Below are 20,298 nucleotides of genomic sequence, written 5' to 3'. Positions count from 1 at the left end.
ATACTCTTAATTTAACTGCCGCTTAGTTGTTCGAAAATCCGGAATCCGGCGACATAAGTGCCTATCGCGGCGCCCAGTGAGGAGAAAATGAAAATCAATAAAATTCGTGTGACTTGATTATTCCACCAGCCTTTCAAGCTGGTTGTGTCGGTTCTTAGCCGGTTAAAATCACTGACCTTGGGCTTGCGCAAATAAGCCTCGACGGCAGCCACGACCATCCCGGCTCCAATAGCGGGATGCAGCGTAGTGAACGGAGCTGCCAGGAAAGCGCTGAGGATGGACAGCGGATGCGCAAAAGCAATGGCTGTCCCCACCGCGGACAATCCGCCGGTTATCAGCACCCAGTCCATGACCATGCTGATGCCGATATCCGGGCTTTGCATAAAGCCAAAAACGAAACCGGCCAAAACGAATACCACGATCAGCCAAGGGATGAGCTTGAGCCACGGCGATGGTGGCGGGATGTTGTCCAGTTGTGCAATGCGCTCGTCCGGATTATCCATGGGGTGCTCAGCAAGCTGCCGTGACATGCCATTCAGATGACCGGCGCCGACCACGGCTAAAATATGCCGGTAATTGTTTTCCCGGCATTCTTTGACGAGCCGCGCGGCCATGTATTCATCCCGTTCGCTGATGAGTGGGCGGAATAAATCTTTTTCATCTTCCGCGAATTGCGAGAAAGAACTTTCCAGTACATCGCCTTCCTTCAGTTTTTCGATTTCCGCTGCGCTGAATTTTTCCTGGCTGATAACGCTGGCGATCAAACCGGCAAAAATATTGATGCGCTTCCACCAAGGCACGCTGTGGTAAATCCGCTTCATGGTCGTGCCGATTTCGCGGTCAATCAGCAACACCGGTAATTGCGCCGCTTGCGCATCCTTGATGGCGACACGCATCTCCGCTCCCGGTTCTATTCCGAATTGCTCCGCCATGCGCTGCTGAAAAGCGCCTAATGCGAGACTGGCCGCGACCATGCTCGCTTGACCGTTTTTGATGACTTGGAATAAATCCATTTTAGCCATCGCGTCGGGATTTACGATGGCTTTATGCCGGCTTGGGCATAACTCAACCGCCACTGCATCGTATTGTCCGGTGGCGATCAGCTCTTGAACCTTGTCTGCGCTGGCTTTTGAAACATGTGCGGTGCCCAGTAATGTAATGCTGCCGTTGCCGGTTTTGACAATCTTGATCGGTTCGTCTTGCGTGTCACTTTTACCGGTTGACGCGGTAGTTTGTTCTTCTAGTGTGGTCATTGGCGGTGATAGTTATAAATCATCGGAAGTGGATTATTGTCGCTTTGCATAACGAAGATTATCACGGCGTTAACTAAAACAGAATTTAGTTCTGTACAAATTCAAAACGGCGCGAAATAGTGAACATTCCGATGTGACAATTGCAGTACACATGTACTAACAAAAAGGGAATGATGTTCTATGTACTTAAAAAAATTCAAACCTATAATGGAACACGCTGTAATCGTTAAATAAATTTTGCATTGAAATATACAAAGTTTAATTGATTAATGGGTGGTTTGAAATTTAAGTTGGTTGTGAAGAGCTAAGATTCTAACAACTATTTTATGTTGCACCGATAAATTTAGGGAGTTAATTATGAAATTCGAATTGAGAAAAAATTGTCTGGCACAAGTTGTAGCAATCGCTTTATGCGGTTCGTTTGTTTCTGCAGTACAAGCTGCTCCAACCGTAATCAGCGGTTTCGGCACTACTTCCGCAACGATTGACGATGCAGGTTATTTCTCACCTGCTGGCGCACTCGGCTTAAGCTTCAACGGCAGAGAATTTGTTAATCTGGGCACATTCGCATCCAATTGGTCGCTCAACGCCAACGGCGGATCTGTTGCCGTTGCTGATTCAGTGGCCGGTAACAATCCATTAGCAACGACTGCTTTTGGCGCAGGTGGCAGCATTTCCGTTGTTACCAATCTTGGCGGCGGTGGTGGCGGCTGGAGTCTGGTTGAGACAGTCAGTGTTCCAGCAAGTGGTCACGTAGCTGTTCAAATTCAATTGACCAACAACACCGGTGTCAATGCAACCGGCGTGCAATGGGGCGTTGGTATCGATGCTGACCAAGGTATTCCAGCCGGTCTCGGATTTGGCACAACAAACGAAATTCTGGGATTAGGAAATGCAGCTGCTGTAAGAGCTACCAGCCTGGATGGATGGTCGTTAACACTGGCTAACACAACCAGTGCATCGGCATTTAACATTGCTGGTTATATCGATCCATTCAGCTGCTGCAGCCCGGTTAATCCTGCTGCCATGTTAGGTGCTGCTCAAGCAGTTGGTAATTATGGTTTTGCAGACAGTTCAATTAACCTGGCATATGATTTGGGCGCCATTGCTAATGGTCAATCAGCATCTTTCGGTTATGAATACATTATGGCCGTTCCAGAACCAGAAACCTATGCAATGTTACTGGCAGGTCTTGGTTTGATCGGTTTCTCAGCACGCCGCCGTAGCGCAGTGTAATTAGAAACAAGTTTTAGAAGCCACAGAGATAAGATTTTCTCTGTGGCTTTTTTGTCTTCTGCATTTAAGGTAATTTAATACATGCGCTACCAGCAATGATTGCGAAGCACGCTTCCGGTAATCAATTCCTTGCTCTCGACATATCAAAGAAATAGATTGCTCTTGAATCTGTTTGGACTGATTGGTTTAGTCCATCTTGTCTATAAAATCGATAACACATTCGTTGGCGCACTCAATTCCATAATGCGAGCTTACGAGAGTAAATATCGGTGTACAATTCACGGAATTGGATGCGTATCAGTCAGATTTAATGTGATAACTTGCGAGGGAAGTGGTTGTTATGAAGAGATTAATTGCTGCTGTTTTTTTTATTGTTGCGATTACACTATCCGGCTGCGTGGCTTCATCGGGGAATCATCAGGCGCCTTATATCTCGCCAGCGCAATTTCAAACTTATAATTGCAACGAATTACTGGCAGAAATTGAGCGAATTCAAACCAGAGTCAGTCAATTGACGGGTAAGCCGGATGATAAAACACCGGCCAAGGATAAATGGATACTGGGCGCCGATTTATCGCTTTCCTGGGCAGCGTTGTTTGCACTCGGCGGAACTAAAGAACAAGAAGCCGAATATGCACAATTAAAGAATGAATATGATGCGATACAACAATGGGCGGTCATCAAACAATGCCCTGGCGTGATCCCACCTGCGGAAAAACCGCCGGAATTTGACCCCAACCTGGTCGATTCACATAAGCCGGATACCAAGACAAGTCAGCGTTAAGAAATAAATCATGTTTTAATTTTTGAACCGGATTGCACGGAGAGGCGGCGATGTCGTGCAAGATAACGCGGTGTCCAGCCATGCGGGATTTTGTGCACGAAATGATAACGTGCCACATGATAACTAGGATCAAAGCCGTAAAAATTCAGTTGCATGCGCCGGAGTTCTTCGGTGCGGTAGTTTTGTAACAGTTTTAGTTGCTCATCCAATTGTCGCTGCTGCGTTTTGTGCTGCAAGAGCGAAGAGAAATCCGGATTTGCAGCAAGCGTTCCGGCAATACGAACTACTTCCTTCTTAAAGTCTTCCAGGTTTAAAGCAAAGCAATCATCGATCAATCCGATATCCCGGGCTTTCTGTGCACTGACCGGCAAACGATTCTGTGTCAATGCGTGTACACACGATGCGCCGACCCGGCGCGGCAGCAAATAAGTCCAATATTCCGAGCCGTAAAGATTTCCCATGCTTTTATAATGCGGATTGAGTAAAACACTGGCACGCGCAAAAATGTAATCGGCAGCTAGCGATAGAAACACGCCACCGGCACCGGCATTACCTTGCAGCGCTGCGATCGTGAGTTGCCGGTTGGTCGTAATGATTGCCTGTACCAGATCATTCATGGCATTAATGTTGCGCCAAGACTCATCGGCGGGACTATTTGCATTTTCGATGTGATTGAGATGGATGCCATTGCTCCAGAAATCGGGTCCACCCATCAACACGATCACACGAACATCGCTTGCCGTGGCTTGCAAGTAAGCTTGACGCAAACGCTCACACTGCCCGGTATCCATGGCGCCGTTATAAAAATCAAAATGCAGGTAGCCGACGTCTTTCTTTCGTTCAAACCAGATATCCCGGTAAGTGCTGCCAGACTTCGCGGTGAAAGAATCAAAAGATATTTCCGGCACGGCGTCGAGATAATCTTTTAAAGCAATCGTGGAGGCCAGTTTGAGAGTGAGTTCAGTGTCATTTTTATGTTTTAAATGACCGATCCAGACCGCGCCATCCACGGTAGCCCGGCAGATGGCGTTGTGACGCTTGGCGATAATTGCTCCGGGTATGCCGGTCAGATTCTCTTCGCCGCATGCATCATATAAATAATAGGATTTACCCAACAGCGTATCCAGAACACCGGGAAATCCATCGGCGGCATGGATTTTTCTAACAATAGTGCGCGTGTTGTCTCGTTGCCAATCGATGCGGCGGTCAGCTTGCCGGATGGGTGAATGCAAACGGCCATAGACATCAGCGCGTGAATAATCCAGCGGAACCGGTTGATAAGCACCGGACTGAAAACGCGCTACCGCTGTGAGCACAGCACGGGTTGCCGCTTCGACGACTTCGTGGCGGTACAAGCTGCTTTTGCGGGCCAGCCGCATCGGAAAAACTTCCGCAGCCCAGATATCGCCCGCATCCATTTCTGCATTGGCTTGCAATACGGTTACGCCCCATTCTTGCCGATCCAGCATGATCGCCCAATCGAGCGCCGCAGGGCCGCGGTCTCCGATGATTCCCGGGTGAACGATAAAACAGGTATGTTTGCGCCAGATGGTTTCCGGGATGGGGCGTTTTAGATAAGGCGCGATAATCAGATCCGGCTGGAATAGCGCGACAGCTTCACAGCTCGTCGCGTCGTTGATATCAAACTCGATGGATATATCATGTCCGCAATGCGTCAATTCGACAAACAGACGTTGCGACAGGCAATTGAAGCTGTGCGTGAGAAACAGAATTTTCAATTGACGGGAATCAACAGATCCGGGGAAGTTGCTCGCCGCTTAACCAATCAACGACGCGTTTGCCGCCAAACCGGGTTTGCATTTGCACAAAGCAGTGTGAGTCTTCGATGACTTCGCCGATGATGCGGGCATGCTTGCCCAGTGGGTGGGCATGCATCGCATGCAATAGCTTTTCGGCATCTTGCGCGGCGCAGATTGCAATCAGCTTGCCTTCATTGGCAATGTACAGCGGGTCCAGGCCGATGAATTCACAAGCGGCTTGGACTTGCTCCTGGATCGGCAGTTCGTTCTCATAGATCATCATCCCGATCGACGATTGCTGCGCAATTTCGTTCAAGGCAGTGGCTAAGCCGCCGCGCGTAGGGTCACGCAATACATGGATGCCGGGTGTGGCTGCGATCATGGCGGCGACCAGATCATGCAAGGCTGTGCTGTCCGATTCGATACTGGTTTGGAAAGACAAGTTTTCACGCAGCGCCATGATGGCAATGCCATGATCTCCGAGTGTGCCGGATACCAATATCTTATCGCCAGGCCGGGCGTTGTTACCGGAAATATGAATCCCTTCCGGCACCATGCCAATGCCGGTCGTGGTGATGAATACACCGTCGCCGCTGCCTTTTTCCACCACTTTGGTGTCACCGGTGACAATTGGTACTTGCGCAGCTTGCGCTGCCTTGGCCATGGAATCCACGATGCGTTTCAGATCGGATAGCGGGAAACCTTCTTCCAGAATAAAACTGGCAGCCAGGTAGCAAGGCTTGGCGCCAGACATGGCAATGTCATTGATGGTGCCGTGCACTGCCAAACTGCCGATATCCCCGCCAGGAAAAAATAAAGGGGTAACGACATGGCTGTCGGTAGATATCACCATGCGGCCATTAACGCTCGGGAAGCTAGCCTGGTCATTCATTTGCCGCAAGAATTCGTTATCAAATGCGGTAATGAACAATTGCTGGATCAATTGCGCCATCGCCCGTCCGCCGCTGCCATGACTCATTTCGATGCAGCCATGCTTCAGGTCAAGTGCGCGGGTATAACCCGGTTTAACTTTACCTGCGGACATTAATTTTCCTGCGCTGCAACATGATTATTTTCACGGAAACGGCCATAGCTGTAATGAGCGGCGCAAGCACCTTCAGAAGAAACCATACAGGAGCCGACCGGGTTTTCGGGCGTGCAGACGGTGCCAAAAATTTTGCAATCCTGCGGCCGTTTAACGCCGCGCAGAATAGCACCACACTCGCAGGCTTTGTTATCGGCAATGGATGTTGTGGAAATGCGAAAACGCTGTTCGGCGTCAAAATCAGCATAGCTGGATTTGATTTTCAGCGCGCTGTAAGGCACCCACCCCAAGCCGCGCCACTCAAATGTACGGCGTAATTCGAACACTTCGGCGACAAGCGATTGTGCTTTGCGATTGCCTTCCCGAGAAACCGCGCGGGTAAATTCATTTTCTACCTTGGCGTAACCCGCATTGATTTGGCGTATCAGCATTAAGATGGCCTGCATGACATCGAGCGGCTCAAAACCTGCTATCACCACGGGTTTTTGAAATTCCTCGGCGAAATATTCGTACGGCTGGCTGCCGATGACGACGGAAACATGCGCCGGTCCGATAAAACCATCTAGCGGAACCAATCCAAACTCACGGACTTCCGGGGATTGCAAAATATGTGAGATGGCGGAAGGTGTCAGGACGTGATTGCAGAATACTGTGAAGTTATTCAAGCGCAGTGCTTGCGCTTGTTGGATTGCAACAGCCGTGGGCGGTGTCGTGGTTTCGAAGCCGATGGCAAAGAAAACGACTTGCCGTTGCGGATTTTCCTGGGCGATTTTTATGGCATCCGCGCTGCTGTAAACCATGCGGATATCCGCACCCTGTGCCTTTGCTTTCAACAAACTCATCCCATTGGCAGTCGGTATGCGCAGCATATCCCCGTAACTGCAGAGTATCAATCCCGGCATTTGTGCCAAGTGAATCGCATTTTCCACGCGGCCGATAGGTAAAACGCAGACCGGACAACCCGGGCCATGAATCATATGCACATTGCCGGGGAGCAGATCGACGATACCGAAACGCGAAATGGCATGGGTATGGCCACCGCAAAATTCCATGAAATGGTAATCGCGTCCGGGGCTGGCTTCTGATGCGATTTTTGCAGCAATTTGTTGTGCCAGAGCGCCTGCGCGAAATTCATCGATATATTTCATCATAAAAGATTGTTATCGAGCGCCGATATTTCGGCGAACATCGCCAAGGTGCGCTCCGCTTCCAGCGGATCCAGCTTTTGTAGCGCAAAACCAACATGTACGATGACGTAATCTCCGGGAACAATATCTTCAACCAATGCCAGTGAAATTTCTTTGCGCACGCCGCTGAGATTTACGATGGCATGATTTTGCGCAGTCAATTGTTCGACACAAGCAGGAATAGCAAGGCACATGGGCGCTTAATGGGAATTTCCGGAGAGTGAAATTATGACATAATTAATCATCCTCATTATTGATAGTCAGAAAGTGATCAAGCGAAATTTTTTTATTCAATATTCGATAATTGTGTTGATTGGATTAGCTGGCTTGTGCGTCATGCACAATTCAGCGCGTGCGGATAATAGCGTGTGGATCGACGTGGATACCATTGAACACACTTTGTCTGTGATGCAGGGAAATACTGTTCAAGCGGTATTTAAAAATGTAGCGATTGGGCGTTTCGGTACGACATGGTCAAAAATGACAAAAGACGATAAAACGCCGCTGGGTAGATTCAAGATTGGCTGGGTCAATGAGAAAAGCCGTTATTATCGGTTTTTTGGCCTTAATTATCCGAATCTTGATACTGCAAAACGCGCACTGGAGGAAAATAGGATCGATGAAGATACTTGGTTATCAATCTTGGCGGCAAAAAGTATGGGTAAGACACCACCTCAGAATACACCGCTGGGCGGCCATATCGGCATACATGGGATTGGCAGGGGTGATCGAGAGATTCATCATCAGTATAATTGGACGAACGGCTGCATTGCGTTGACGAATGAGCAAATCGATCAGCTCGGCAAATGGATCAGACCCGGTGTATGGGTGAATATTCGTTAGTGCTGGAATGACTATTTATGCAGGTCTTCGTTCTTTGTTGTTAATTAATTGAATTGCATAATATAGGAAAATAGTCATTTCTATTAATTACTTATGATTGTGTTTATGGTTTTGTTGATGCGGCGCGTGGTAAATTTGTCATGAAATGCATTTATTTTGCGGGAAAAATCGGATAAGATTCCGATGCGTTAATGATATCAAAATATCATTAACTAGTAGAAATAGTGGATGTTTTTGCGTATTGAATAGAATAAACAACTGAGGAGATCGGAATGAAAGGAAAAATCCAGCATCCAGTTCGCATGTTAACACTGGCAGCAATTGCAGGCGCTATTATTGGGTTGACAGGATGTGCGACGACAGGTCAATTAGAAGAACTGCAAAATAAAGTGAATGCTGATATTGCGGCTGTAAAAGCTGACGCAGCTGCAGCAAAAGCAGCGGCAGATGCAGCTAACGCTAAAGCAAATGATGCGCTGCGTATTGCGGACGAAGCAAACAGACGTTCAATAGATACAGAATCCAAAATCGATCGCATGTTCAAAAAAGCAATGCATAAGTAATACCAAAGTAAAATTTGGATTTGCATTCATAAAAAACCCCTCATTCGAGGGGTTTTTTATGTGTGTCTTTATACGTTTACGCAACTTTCATTTCGATGGGATTAATGGCTGTTTTGCGTGTGTAATTGGGCTTGTGCAGTAGAGCGAGAGATCAGCACAGGCATGCCACTTTTTTCCATGATCGCTTGCTTTAGTGCTTCTTGGTCGATTTCAAAATCTACGGGTATGGTTCTTTTGCTGCTTTTTAATGCGAGAAAATCATTGATGGCGGTAACTATCATGTGCTTATAGTTGGCGTATTTCCCTTCGTCTTCTTCTAATGGCGGGTGAAGTTCAATGAAAAGCGAGTCCAGTAACCAGCCAAGCTTAATGGGTTGATTCACTATTTGCACTGCTGTTCCCACCGGGACTTTATCAAAGAGTGCTTCTATGTCTTCCGGATACATGCGAACACATCCTGCGGAAACGCGCATACCGACACCAAATGGTTTGATTGTTCCGTGTATCAGATAACTGCCACTACTGATACCTAAGCGCATGGCGTGCCGTCCTAAGGGATTCGTGGGGCCTGGCGGAACTATACTGGGATAGGGTTGTTCCCCATTGGCAATTCTGTCCATTTGGAGAGATTTCGGCGGTATCCAGGTGGGGTCTTTCTTTTTATCAACTATTTTTGTTGTTCCCAAGGGGGTTATCCAGTCCATTCTGCCGATGCCGACCGGGTGTGTAATAATCATTGGTTTTTCACCTTTTTTAGGTTCCGGGAAATAATAAATTCTCATTTCAGGCAAGTTAAGCAATAATCCCTTGCGGTCGCCGTGAGGAATGATATAGCGGCTAGGTAGAATAACCTCTGCGCCATCCTGGGGTAACCATCGATCTACATTGGGATTGGCCAGTAGAATTTCAATTTGACCAATATCGTATTGGCGTGCGATATCGAGTAGTGTTTCCGCACTGCTTGCATGTGTTGTTCGTATTTGGCCAAAAACATCAATATCAGAGGGTGGGAGTACCCATGTTTCAGCTTTAATTGGAAAAGCGGCGATCAAATTCAGTATTGCAAAGAGAAGCAAAGAAGATTTACGCATAAGTCGTACCTTACAAAGGTGTTGTCCTGCTTAAGTTATGAGGTCATGAATGTAGCGGATGATAGCTGAAATTCCCTGATTTAAAACATGAAAAACAGTATAAATATGTCTTCTCGAGTGAGGAGGCAATTAATTTATATTGCTTCAATATCAGTAAGTTTAAGAAATTCTGAACGAATTTCCCAGTGATGTAAAATAAAATTTATCATCAGAAAAACAACAAATATGTTGTATGAGAACAACATATTTGTTGCTTAATGTGCAAGATTTGTTTGTTTTTCTTGCAGTATGTTTCTGTATTGGGGCACAATCAAATCAAACCTCCCGATTGGGGAGGTCCGAACAAGCGGGGTGCATTCCACCGGAATGTAGTGAGACAAAATAAGACGGCCCCAGTCGTTTTAACATTAAAGGAGAACTTCGGTATGAAGAAGAAACTTATTTCGTTGGCAGTAGCCGGTGCACTTGCAGCTCCGATGGTTGCATCAGCACAAGGAACAAACGTAACACTGTTTGGTAGTGTACAAGCTGAATATGCAACAGTGAACAAAGAAGGTCAAAGTAGCCAGGCTCATATCGGTGACGATACAGGTCGTTCCAGATGGGGTATGCACGTTACCGAAAATTTGGGTGCCGGCTTGAAAGCAAAAGCGCATGTTGAGTATGGTTTTAGTACAGGCAGCGGCGCTCTGGGTATTGCGCGTGAGCGTTGGGTTGGATTGGCCAATGACAATTGGGGTGAAGTAAAATTTGGCCGTGTTCAATCACCATTTAAAGATTTCGCTGGTGGTATGACCATTGATCCATTCGCATATACAACTCTCCAAGCATCAGGTAGTGGCGGTACTATGTCAGCATCAGCAAATGGTCTGGGATCAGGAGCAAATGGCTTCGTAAATAGCGCAGCTCGCTATGACTCACCTAAAGTCGAAGGTTTTAGCTTCTCAGGTATATTAATGCCAGGTGACTCTAACAGATTAGATCCTGCAAATGTTATCGTTCCATCGGGTAGCTTTGCTGGAAGTCAGTCAAATTCAGGTGGTGAAGATGGTGAATGGGACTTCCAAGTTGCAGGTAAATACGAAGCTCAATTCCAAGGTCATAATTTAGCCGTATTTGGTGGTTATTCTCGTGATAATCTCAGCACCCGTCAAAGAACAGGCAACGCAGGTTATCCAGCTTTAGTTAACAACGAGCATATCTGGCGTGGTGGTGCATCATGGAGCTTCCAAAACTTCAAGTTGAATGGCCAGTATGAAAATATTAACAATGCCGTAGGTGCAGCTACTTGTACCAATGCTGGTATGTTAGGTAACCCAGCAACGGGCTCACCTGATTCACGTGGACAATGCAACTCAGCGATGAACTGGGGCGGTGACGGTAACATCTGGTTTGCGGGCGGTCAATATGACTGGGGTAATACCAGCTTTATCGCTCAAGGCGGTATGACAAATGCACATGGGTTAGCAGGTGGTGCATCACGCCGCGAAGTGAGCAGCTTTACCGTTGGTGCTATACATCATCTCAGCAAACGTTCTAGCCTCTTTGGCGGTTATCAGCGCGCAATGGTTGATGATAGAAACGCTGTATTCAGAGATAGCAACACCTATAGCATAGGTATGCGTCACAACTTCTAAGAAAGTTTTAGTCTCATAAAAAAGGCACCGATTGGTGCCTTTTTTATTGTCAGAAAGAAATATAATAAATCCTTACTAGTCTTTTTCTGGTTACGAATTTGTAATCAAGAAAATATTGAAGGATTTTTAAAGGAGAGTTTGCAATTATGAGTATGAAGAAATGGACTGACGAAGAACTGATTACTACGCGCAACAATCTGGATGCTTGGGATAAAAGAAGGAAGAGTTCGGGCGCGGGCTCAAAAATGTGGTTATTGACAGCACTTTTGGGTGCGTTTGCCATTTCCACCGGAGTCGCATTTATCTTTCTTGATGGTATCGATGTGATGAGTGTGATATTGATCGTTATGGGCGCAGTGACATGTTTTTCCTGGTACAGAAGTGACAAGCAACTTAAAGACAATATTGGATTTCTGGCCGAGATCAACAAAGAGATTAAAGCGCGAAAATTGAAAGATACTTCAAAATCCACCAATAAAATGGATGAGCAAATCAAAGAGGGTGACAAGCAAGAGCCATCTGTAACGGAATCTCAGGTTACTGATAAGAAATAAAGAAAGAGAAATCAGAACGCCAACTTCGGTATGAAAATGGGTAATTTATGGACAACATTTGTTCAATTTGTTGTTTCCAAAGTAGCGCATTCAGAAAAAAATCATTTGCAAGATGATTTGTGTGAATCATCGGATTTAAGTGCGGAAGATAGCTTGATTTTTAAGGCACTTTGTCAATTTGTATGGATTCAGGGTGATTTGCTGCCACTTATTTTTGATGTGGAAAATGAGATTTATGCGACGCAAGGAATTACCCGATCGACACTTGAGCGCCTTGAAGAAATCGGTCTGATTGTGTTTGAGAACAATGGTTTTATTAAGAAAGGCTACGGTAAACATACGCGGTTGTTTTATGACGGTAAGCCAACGAAGATAGGATTCCAACAGGATGCCGGTAATTACCTGGACTTGGGGCATGTGCTGCTGACCGAGCGCGGTAAGAAATTAGCGCTGAATTATAAGGCGCCGGGAAACCGGAAATTTTATGAATATGTCATCGCCAGATGGTTTCAGCAAGGACTGATATTGTCATCAATACAAGTGGACCGCAATCGAGAAAAGAGTTCTTTGAATTACACATGCTCAATCAAAGAATGAGAATGGCGTGGTAATCATTCACATTGGTGAAGGTTGGGCCTGTAATCACTAAATCGTTTAGTTGCTGAAAAAATGTGTAGGCATCGTTATTGGCTAGATACGCAGTAGCATTCAAGCCAAGTTTTTCCGCACGGTGGAGTGAATCCGGTGTAATGACTGCACCGGCATTGTTTTCACTGCCATCCAATCCATCCGTATCGCAGGCAAGGGCGTAAATTGCTTCTGTGCCTGCAAGCTCTATCAATAGCGATAGCAAAAACTCGGCATTGCGGCCGCCGCGGCCATTACCTTTGACTGTGACTGTGGTTTCGCCACCCGATAACAGAGCCACGGGCGCTCTTAACCATTGTGGGTGGTGACGGATCTCTTTGGCGAATGCAGCGTAGCTTTTGGCGATTTCGCGTGATTCACCGCTAACGGTATCACCCAGAATCAAAGGTGTAATCCCGGTACCCCGGAAATATTCGGCGCCTGCAACCAGTGATTGATGGGCATTGGCGATGATCCGGTTTTCCACGCGGGCAAAAATAACGGAACCGGGCTTAGGCGTTTCATGCGCAGCACCGGCTTTCCCTGTCAGTAATACTTCTTTAACTGCTGGCGGCACATTGAGAGCATAGCGATCCAATACTGCAAGCGCATCGGTGAAGGTTGTCGGATCGGGTGCGCAGGGGCCGGAAGCAATATGCGTTGCGGCATCGCCGGTAACATCGGAAATGATCAAGGCCAGTACCGGCGCCTTGCAAACAGCCGCGAGCCTGCCGCCTTGAATGGCCGATAAATGTTTGCGCACCGTGTTGATTTCTTGAATGCTTGCACCGCAACGTAATAATTGCTGCGTGACCTCTTTCAGGTCTGGCAATGAAATGCCCGCTATGGGCAGGGAAAGCAAGCTGGAACCGCCGCCACTGAACAAGCATAATAACAAATCATCTGCACTTAATGCCTGAGCCATCGAGAGAATTTCTTGCGCTGCTTGCGCGCCATGATCATCAGGGATGGGATGCCCGGCTTCAACGACTCTGATTTTATGCGTGGGTAGCGTGTGTCCATAGCGCGTGACTACCAGACCGTCGATCTGTGCACCCGCAGGCCAGGCATTTTCAACCGCCTGCGCCATGGCAGCCGCCGCTTTCCCGGCGCCGACAACCAGTGTGCGGCCTGTGGGAGGATTGGGGAGATGCTGCGGCACGATATGTGCGGGATCGGCAGCTTTCACAGCCACTGAGAAACTTTCCAGCAAATAGCCGCGCGGATTCATTTTTTCAGCATGGGTTGCAGGTAATGGCCGGTAAAACTGTTTGTATTGGCGGCAATGTCTTCCGGTGTGCCTTCCGCGATAATGCATCCGCCCCCGTCACCGCCCTCCGGGCCCAGATCAATAATCCAGTCGGCGGTTTTAATGACATCGAGATTGTGTTCGATGACCACCACGGTATTCCCGTGATCGCGCAGCCGGTGTAACACTTTCAGCAGTAAATCGATATCCTGAAAATGCAGACCGGTGGTGGGTTCATCCAAAATATACAACGTGCGCCCAGTATCGCGTTTGGATAGTTCGAGCGATAATTTCACCCGCTGCGCTTCTCCGCCAGATAGCGTGGTAGCGGATTGTCCCAGGGTAATATAGCCGAGACCGACTTCCAGCAACGTTTGCAGTTTGCGGGCAACCACCGGTACCGGCGTGAAAAATTCATGCGCATTTTCCACCGTCATCTGCAGCACTTCGTTAATATTTTTGCCTTTGTATTGAATCTCCAATGTTTCGCGGTTATAGCGACGGCCATGGCAGACATCGCAAGTGACATAAATGTCCGGTAGAAAATGCATTTCTACTTTGATGACGCCATCGCCCTGGCAAGATTCGCAGCGTCCGCCTTTGACATTGAATGAGAAACGGCCGGGTGCATAACCGCGTTCGCGCGCTTGCGGCACACCAGCGAACAATTCCCGGATCGGTGTGAACAAACCGGTATACGTGGCCGGATTGGAGCGCGGTGTGCGTCCGATCGGGCTTTGATCCATGTTGATCACTTTGTCGAAAAAAGCCAGTCCGTCAATATTTAGATAGGGTGCGGGCTCGGCGTTGCTGGCGTACAGGTGCCGGGCGACCGCGCGATGTAGTGTTTCATTGATCAGCGTGGATTTTCCCGATCCTGAAACGCCGGTGACACAGATAAAGAGTCCAACCGGCAGGTTCAGCGTAACATTCTTGAGATTATTCCCAGAAGCGCCTTCAATCCGCAGTATCCGGTCGTGATCCGGTGCGTGGCGTTTTTCCGGGATATGGATCGATAATTTTCCGGATAAGTATTTGCCGGTCAGAGAATGATTGTCCTCCTGAATGGCTTGCGGACTGCCTTGAGCTACCACGAAACCACCGTGCTCACCGGCACCGGGCCCCATGTCGACGACATAATCCGCGATTTGAATGGCATCCTGGTCATGTTCGACGACGATCACGCTATTGCCAAGGTCACGCAGGTTCTTCAGTGTATCCAGCAAGCGGCCATTATCGCGCTGATGCAGACCGATGGAAGGCTCGTCCAGAACATACATGACACCCGTCAGGCCCGAGCCGATCTGGCTGGCCAGACGGATACGCTGCGATTCGCCGCCGGACAATGTGTCGGCTGAGCGATCCAACGATAGGTAATCCAACCCGACATTGTTGAGAAATTGCAGGCGGCTGGAGATTTCCTTGACGATGCGCTCGGCGATCGATTGTTTGTGACCCGTTAATGCAATTTGATCAAAGAATTGCTTGGCTTTTTTGAGCGGGAAAGCGCTGATTTCATAAATCGCCTGTCCGGCAACATGCACATGCCGCGCGGCTTGACATAAGCGCGTACCTTGGCATTCCGGACAGATTTGCGCATTGAGATATTTTGCCAGTTCTTCGCGCACGGTTTGCGATTCGGTTTCCTTATAGCGCCGCGTCAGATTCGGAATAATCCCCTCAAAAGGATGCGTTTCTTGCTGCTTGCGTCCGTTTTCGGTTAAATAGGAAAAATGGATTTTTTCCTTACCGGAACCTTGCAGGATAATGTTGCGGATGGATTCATCCAAATTCTCAAAGGGAGTTTCCAAATCGAATTGATAATGTGCCGCCAGGCTGGTTAATAGCTGAAAGTAAAATTGGTTGCGCCGGTCCCAGTTTTTGACCGCACCGGCCGCCAGTGAAAGGTGCGGAAAAGCGACCACACGTAACGGATCAAAGAATGTGATTTGCCCCAGGCCATCGCACTTGGTGCAAGCGCCCAGCGGGTTATTGAATGAAAATAATCTCGGTTCCAGTTCGGAGAGCGAATAGCTGCATACCGGGCAACTGAATTTGGCGGAAAACAAATGTTCATGGCCACTATCCATCTCAACCGCCAGCGCGCGTCCTTCGGAATGACGTAATGCCACTTCAAATGATTCCGCGAGCCGCTGTTTGGCATCCGGAGAAACTTTCAGGCGATCAATCACAACTTCAATCGTGTGTTTTTTGGTTTTTTGCAGCTTGGGCAATGCGTCGATTTCATGCACTTCGCCGTCGATCCGTAAGCGCACGAAACCTTGTGCGCGCAATTCATCGAATAAGTCAGTGTTTTCACCTTTGCGCTCCACGATCAATGGGGAGAGGATCATCAGGCGGGTATCGGGCGGCAGCTGCAATATATGATCGACCATTTGCGACACGCTTTGCGCGGTCAGCGTGATATTGTGCTCGGGACAGTAAGGATCGCCGACGCGGGCGAACAACAAACGCAGATAATCATGAATTTCCGTGACCGTGCCGACCGTCGAACGCGGGTTGTGCGAGGTCGCTTTTTGCTCGATAGCGATGGCCGGAGAAAGTCCTTCGATCAAGTCGACATCGGGCTTTTCCATCAGCTGCAAAAATTGTCTAGCGTAAGCTGAAAGCGATTCCACATAACGACGCTGGCCTTCCGCGTAGAGCGTATCGAATGCGAGCGAAGATTTTCCAGATCCCGATAAACCGGTAATGACCACGAGTTTGTTACGTGGCAGATCGAGATGAATGTTTTTCAGATTGTGCGTACGCGCACCCCGTATTTTTATGGATTCCATGAACTATCTATGTAAGAGTCAACCTGCTAATATACCCAACTTTTTAGGAATATCACAACCTGATTCATGTCTGCTTCCTCTTCAACTGAAAAAATGTCCCCGGCGGAGTTGCGTGCGACCATCGGTTTAGCCGGTGTATATGGCTTGCGCATGCTGGGCTTGTTTATCATTTTGCCGGTGTTTGCTTTTTACGCTGAGGACTTGCCGGGCGGGGACAACTACACCTTGGTCGGCATCGCACTGGGAGCATATGGTCTGACGCAGGCTGTGCTGCAAATCCCTTTCGGCTGGTTATCCGATCGTATCGGACGCAAACCCGTCATTTATCTGGGATTGATTCTGTTTGCTGTGGGCAGCTTGATCGCAGCGATGGCCACCGATATTTATTGGGTGATAGCGGGGCGGATCATTCAAGGCGCCGGTGCTATCTCCGCGGCTGTGATGGCACTGGCAGCGGATCTTACGCGCGAAGAGCATCGTACTAAAGCGATGGCAACCATCGGTATGACGATCGGCACAGTGTTCGCCATTTCCTTGATTGCCGCGCCGGTTCTAAATCAATGGATCGGTGTGCCGGGAATTTTTGCCATGACCGGTATATTGGCGCTGCTGGCGATGATTGTAGTGAAGAAAGTCATTCCCGATCCGGTGATAAGCCGCTTTCATTCCGATACGGAAGCATCGCCGGCGAGTTTTGCCAGCGTATTGCGCAATACGCAGTTGCTGCGTTTGAATTACGGCATTTTTGCGTTGCATGCCGCGTTGATGGCGCTGTGGCTGGTGGTGCCGCTGACCTTACGCAAAGCGGGCATGGCTGCGGACGATCACTGGCAGATATATTTGCCGGTTCTGATTCTGTCGATCATTCTGATCGTTCCAGCCATTATTTATGCCGAGAAAAAGGCCAAATTAAAACCGGTATTTATCGCGGCCGTTGCGACATTGCTGACAGGCCAACTATTACTGGCGATTACTTTGGATTCAATCTGGGGCACGGCTGCTGCATTATTGGTTTTTTTCACGGCATTCAATTTGCTGGAGGCCAGTTTGCCATCCTTAATCTCGAAAATCGCACCAGTCGGAGCGAAAGGAACGGCAATCGGCATTTACAGCAGTACGCAGTTTCTGGGGGCGTTTGCCGGGGCCGCAGTAGGCGGTCACTTGGTTGCCACTTATGGAAGCGATGCGTTATATGCATTCTGCGGGGCGTTATTGCTGGTATGGTTGATACTGGCTGCTACGATGCAGGCGCCGGCAGCAGTTCGCTCTAAAATGTATCATGTGAACGAGATGGATACTATTCAATCAGAAGCGCTTTCACGTCAGCTTGCCGCGATACCCGGTGTATATGAAGCCTTGGTGCTGGTCAATGAGAGAGTGGCGTATCTGAAAGTTGATATGAAGGGCTTCGATGAAGAGAAAGTGATTAAATTGCTTGGGGAGGAAACATAAATGGCATCGCTCAATAAAGTCATACTCATCGGTAATTTGGGTAAAGATCCGGAAACGCGTTACATGTCAAATGGTGATGCGGTGACCAATATTACAGTGGCAACGACGGATACATGGAAAGATAAAAGTGGCGAAAAGCAAGAGAAAACGGAGTGGCATCGTGTCACTTTTTACCGTAAACTTGCTGAAATCGCAGGGGAATATTTAAAGAAAGGTCGTTCGGTTTATGTCGAAGGCAGGCTTGAAACCCGTAAATGGACGGACAAGAACGGCGTGGAACGGTATACGACGGATATTATTGCCAGTGATATGAAAATGCTGGGAAATCGATCAGGAAGCGGCAGTTTTGAGTCGGCACCTGACCATGAAGAGGATAGCTCAATTTCTAACCGGTCTTCTTCGTCAGGCAAGGCACCGAGTGGATTTGATGATATGGATGATGATATTCCATTCTGACCGGCCAGAATGCGATTGTGTCAACGTTTTTCAGGTAAGCGGACTATTCCCAACCGACGTTCTGCGATAGAGATGTTTGATTGCCGGCGGGGTGGTAATGAAAATTCAATGCTTTCGATACTGCCGCCAATATCTTTGGCCATATTTCTGAACTCGAGCGCTAGCATGCATTTGGGGACAATAAAGGTTTGCTTGAATCCAGACTTGAAATGAACAAGAATTTTCATAACTTTTTTCCAGGTAAGTTTTATTTATTAATGGCTTAGTCAATAAATTAACAGCAATGAAGCTGTTTCAACGACCTAAAAAAAATAAACTTTAGTGGATATTGGTTATGGTTTCTTATCGCAGTGGCATTGTACGTCGTGGGTATCAACCCTGATGAACTCTTCATTCAATGGATTTCACAATCCTGCTGGTAGTATTTCCTGAGCAAGATGGCGGTTATCCTGATGTAGCCATTGCAACCAGAACTCCAATCCCCGCTTCAAAAGTATTAACTTCGGAATGCGCAAGCAGCACGCACGGTTTGCCGGAATACTTGCAGTAATGTTTTACAGTGAAAAAAGCTTCATGATTCACGCAGTCAACCGGGCAAATGATCATATCTGCTTGTTTCAAGAGTTGCGGCAAGTCCTCCAAATAATCGTGCGAGCCGCCATGGAATCCCATGAAACAACCGTCACAATTTTTTACCAATCGGTTGTATTCCGGATAAAGCTTAATCCGGCCCCCAACACATAAAACAGATCGTCCAGCTAACCGGCAACCGGAATTATTTTGATGGCTCGTTTGGTTGTACTTTTTGTTGGCCTCAGTTGAATACCTCGCTTTGACCAGCGGTGCCCAATTAGCGACAGGGGTGCTCTTATCCGATCTCCTGCGGGAACTGGTAATCTTTGAGCTGGCGTGATCGAGACTTTGCTTCCACGCGCGTGACAGTTGTGTGAGACTGCGTAAGCAGCAGGATAAAAAAGTATCCGTGGGTTTTGAAACCGTGAAATGATTATGAGGAATCGTGCCGGTGGTATTGGCCAATGCCAGTTTCTTTAGAAATTTCATTGTGATATCTCCTAAAAAATCATCAGCGAATAAAAAATTGGCTGGCTGACCTGGAGACAGGCTGGCTGGCTGAATGTGCCGCTGAAGAAGGAAGAGGTAAACTTCAGCGGCAGAAAAAACTACATCTGACTTTGTAGCCAGTTATGAATACCGGTTTTTTGCATGACACTGAGTTGAGTTTCCAACCAATCAATGTGTTCCTCGGTATCTTCCAAAATTCGTTCAAAAACTTCGCGTGATACATAATCCTGCACTGATTCGCAAGCCGCTATTGCGGCGAGCAGTGTGCCTCGCGAAGCTAACTCAAGTTTTAAATCGCATGCGACGCATTCTTCAGCGGTCTCTCCGATCATCAACTTACCGAGATCCTGCAAATTGGGTAATCCTTCCAGTAGCAGGATCCGTTCAATTAATGCATCGGCATGTTTCATCTCTTCGCACGATTCTTCAAACTCGTGTTTTCCCAAACTGTTGAATCCCCAGTTTTTGTACATGCGTGCATGAAGAAAATATTGGTTAATGGCAGTTAGTTCATGTTGCAATTGCTGATTCAACCAGCGAATAATATCTGCGTTACCTTTCATTTTTAGCTCCTAAGATGAATCTCTCTTGATGTATCCGGGTGGTGAGAAGATATTGCTCTGTATGGTATTTATCACTTGCTGGATCCAGCATTCTTGCAGAGGAAACCCCGGCATTAC

Annotated in this window: 20 protein-coding genes; 9 read left to right on the top strand and 11 right to left on the bottom strand. The window is 47.7% G+C overall.

What is annotated here, in order from left to right; all coding sequences use genetic code 11:
• Positions 1 to 11 precede the first annotated feature (11 nt).
• Positions 12 to 1,253 (bottom strand): TraB/GumN family protein, encoded by a 1,242-nt coding sequence (locus tag R2083_RS13300; RefSeq protein WP_317538712.1) that lies wholly within the window; start codon positions 1,251 to 1,253, stop codon positions 12 to 14.
• Between the two features lie 357 nt (positions 1,254 to 1,610).
• Here R2083_RS13300 and R2083_RS13295 point away from each other — a divergent pair, with 357 nt between their 5' ends.
• Both R2083_RS13295 and R2083_RS13290 read left to right on the top strand, forming a co-directional pair.
• Positions 1,611 to 2,489 carry a PEP-CTERM sorting domain-containing protein gene (locus R2083_RS13295; RefSeq protein WP_317538711.1) on the top strand — a complete coding sequence of 293 codons (879 nt, stop codon included), beginning with the start codon at positions 1,611 to 1,613 and terminating at the stop codon, positions 2,487 to 2,489.
• A gap of 340 nt (positions 2,490 to 2,829) precedes the next feature.
• Complete coding sequence (locus tag R2083_RS13290) at positions 2,830 to 3,273, top strand: hypothetical protein (RefSeq protein WP_317538710.1); 444 nt, start codon at positions 2,830 to 2,832, stop codon at positions 3,271 to 3,273.
• An 8-nt stretch (positions 3,274 to 3,281) separates the two neighbouring features.
• Here the strand turns inward: R2083_RS13290 and R2083_RS13285 are convergent, their stop codons facing one another.
• From R2083_RS13285 to R2083_RS13270, 4 genes are read right to left on the bottom strand one after another with little or no spacing between them, the layout of a single operon-like run.
• Entirely contained in the window at positions 3,282 to 5,012 is a 1,731-nt protein-coding gene (locus R2083_RS13285; RefSeq protein WP_317538709.1) for a hydrogenase maturation protein, read from the bottom strand.
• Positions 5,013 to 5,022: 10 nt separating this feature from the next.
• A complete protein-coding gene (gene hypE, locus R2083_RS13280) occupies positions 5,023 to 6,078 on the bottom strand; it encodes a hydrogenase expression/formation protein HypE (RefSeq protein WP_317538708.1) in 1,056 nt (351 codons plus the stop codon).
• The gene (hypD, locus tag R2083_RS13275) at positions 6,078 to 7,226 is read right to left on the bottom strand and encodes a hydrogenase formation protein HypD (RefSeq protein WP_317539006.1); all 1,149 of its coding nucleotides are present in this window, start codon (positions 7,224 to 7,226) and stop codon (positions 6,078 to 6,080) included. Before hypD ends, hypE begins: the two co-directional genes overlap by 1 nt.
• Positions 7,226 to 7,459 carry a HypC/HybG/HupF family hydrogenase formation chaperone gene (locus R2083_RS13270; RefSeq protein WP_317531717.1) on the bottom strand — a complete coding sequence of 78 codons (234 nt, stop codon included), beginning with the start codon at positions 7,457 to 7,459 and terminating at the stop codon, positions 7,226 to 7,228. Before R2083_RS13270 ends, hypD begins: the two co-directional genes overlap by 1 nt.
• 142 nt (positions 7,460 to 7,601) lie before the next feature.
• On the opposite strand from R2083_RS13270, the gene R2083_RS13265 reads away from it, so the two are divergent.
• Both R2083_RS13265 and R2083_RS13260 read left to right on the top strand, forming a co-directional pair.
• Positions 7,602 to 8,108, top strand: coding sequence for a L,D-transpeptidase (locus tag R2083_RS13265; RefSeq protein ID WP_317531716.1), 507 nt, complete (start codon positions 7,602 to 7,604; stop codon positions 8,106 to 8,108).
• Positions 8,109 to 8,380: 272 nt separating this feature from the next.
• Positions 8,381 to 8,671: an Lpp/OprI family alanine-zipper lipoprotein gene (locus tag R2083_RS13260; protein WP_317531715.1), complete on the top strand. Its 291-nt coding sequence runs from the start codon at positions 8,381 to 8,383 to the stop codon at positions 8,669 to 8,671.
• 101 nt (positions 8,672 to 8,772) lie between these two features.
• On the opposite strand, the gene R2083_RS13255 is transcribed toward R2083_RS13260, so the two are convergent.
• Complete coding sequence (locus tag R2083_RS13255) at positions 8,773 to 9,762, bottom strand: L,D-transpeptidase family protein (protein WP_317531714.1); 990 nt, start codon at positions 9,760 to 9,762, stop codon at positions 8,773 to 8,775.
• A gap of 425 nt (positions 9,763 to 10,187) precedes the next feature.
• Here R2083_RS13255 and R2083_RS13250 point away from each other — a divergent pair, with 425 nt between their 5' ends.
• The 3 genes from R2083_RS13250 to R2083_RS13240 all read left to right on the top strand — a co-directional run bounded on the left by R2083_RS13250 (position 10,188) and on the right by R2083_RS13240 (position 12,550).
• On the top strand, positions 10,188 to 11,399 hold the full coding sequence (locus R2083_RS13250; RefSeq protein WP_317531713.1) for a porin: 1,212 nt from the start codon (positions 10,188 to 10,190) through the stop codon (positions 11,397 to 11,399).
• Positions 11,400 to 11,545: 146 nt separating this feature from the next.
• Entirely contained in the window at positions 11,546 to 11,953 is a 408-nt protein-coding gene (locus tag R2083_RS13245; RefSeq protein ID WP_317531712.1) for a hypothetical protein, read from the top strand.
• Positions 11,954 to 11,983: 30 nt separating this feature from the next.
• Complete coding sequence (locus R2083_RS13240) at positions 11,984 to 12,550, top strand: hypothetical protein (RefSeq protein ID WP_317531711.1); 567 nt, start codon at positions 11,984 to 11,986, stop codon at positions 12,548 to 12,550.
• Here the strand turns inward: R2083_RS13240 and R2083_RS13235 are convergent.
• Positions 12,540 to 13,811, bottom strand: coding sequence for a glycerate kinase (locus R2083_RS13235; protein WP_317538707.1), 1,272 nt, complete (start codon positions 13,809 to 13,811; stop codon positions 12,540 to 12,542). The genes R2083_RS13240 and R2083_RS13235 overlap by 11 nt on opposite strands.
• Complete coding sequence (uvrA, locus tag R2083_RS13230) at positions 13,808 to 16,627, bottom strand: excinuclease ABC subunit UvrA (protein ID WP_317538706.1); 2,820 nt, start codon at positions 16,625 to 16,627, stop codon at positions 13,808 to 13,810. Before uvrA ends, R2083_RS13235 begins: the two co-directional genes overlap by 4 nt.
• A 66-nt stretch (positions 16,628 to 16,693) precedes the next feature.
• Here uvrA and R2083_RS13225 point away from each other — a divergent pair, with 66 nt between their 5' ends.
• Together R2083_RS13225 and ssb are read left to right on the top strand one after the other, a co-directional pair.
• Positions 16,694 to 18,079 (top strand): MFS transporter, encoded by a 1,386-nt coding sequence (locus tag R2083_RS13225; protein WP_317538705.1) that lies wholly within the window; start codon positions 16,694 to 16,696, stop codon positions 18,077 to 18,079.
• The gene (ssb, locus tag R2083_RS13220; protein ID WP_317538704.1) at positions 18,080 to 18,535 is read left to right on the top strand and encodes a single-stranded DNA-binding protein; all 456 of its coding nucleotides are present in this window, start codon (positions 18,080 to 18,082) and stop codon (positions 18,533 to 18,535) included.
• 20 nt (positions 18,536 to 18,555) lie between these two features.
• Here the strand turns inward: ssb and R2083_RS13215 are convergent, their stop codons facing one another.
• From R2083_RS13215 to bfr, 3 genes are all read right to left on the bottom strand, one after another.
• Entirely contained in the window at positions 18,556 to 18,762 is a 207-nt protein-coding gene (locus R2083_RS13215; protein ID WP_108699027.1) for a hypothetical protein, read from the bottom strand.
• Between the two features lie 217 nt (positions 18,763 to 18,979).
• On the bottom strand, positions 18,980 to 19,597 hold the full coding sequence (locus R2083_RS13210) for a DUF2325 domain-containing protein (RefSeq protein ID WP_317538703.1): 618 nt from the start codon (positions 19,595 to 19,597) through the stop codon (positions 18,980 to 18,982).
• A gap of 119 nt (positions 19,598 to 19,716) precedes the next feature.
• Positions 19,717 to 20,181 (bottom strand): bacterioferritin, encoded by a 465-nt coding sequence (gene bfr, locus R2083_RS13205; RefSeq protein WP_317531704.1) that lies wholly within the window; start codon positions 20,179 to 20,181, stop codon positions 19,717 to 19,719.
• Positions 20,182 to 20,298: the final 117 nt, after the last annotated feature.

The sequence above is a fragment of the Nitrosomonas sp. Is35 genome (genome assembly GCF_033063295.1).
GTDB lineage: Bacteria > Pseudomonadota > Gammaproteobacteria > Burkholderiales > Nitrosomonadaceae > Nitrosomonas.
This window is presented reverse-complemented; position numbering and strand designations above follow the sequence as displayed.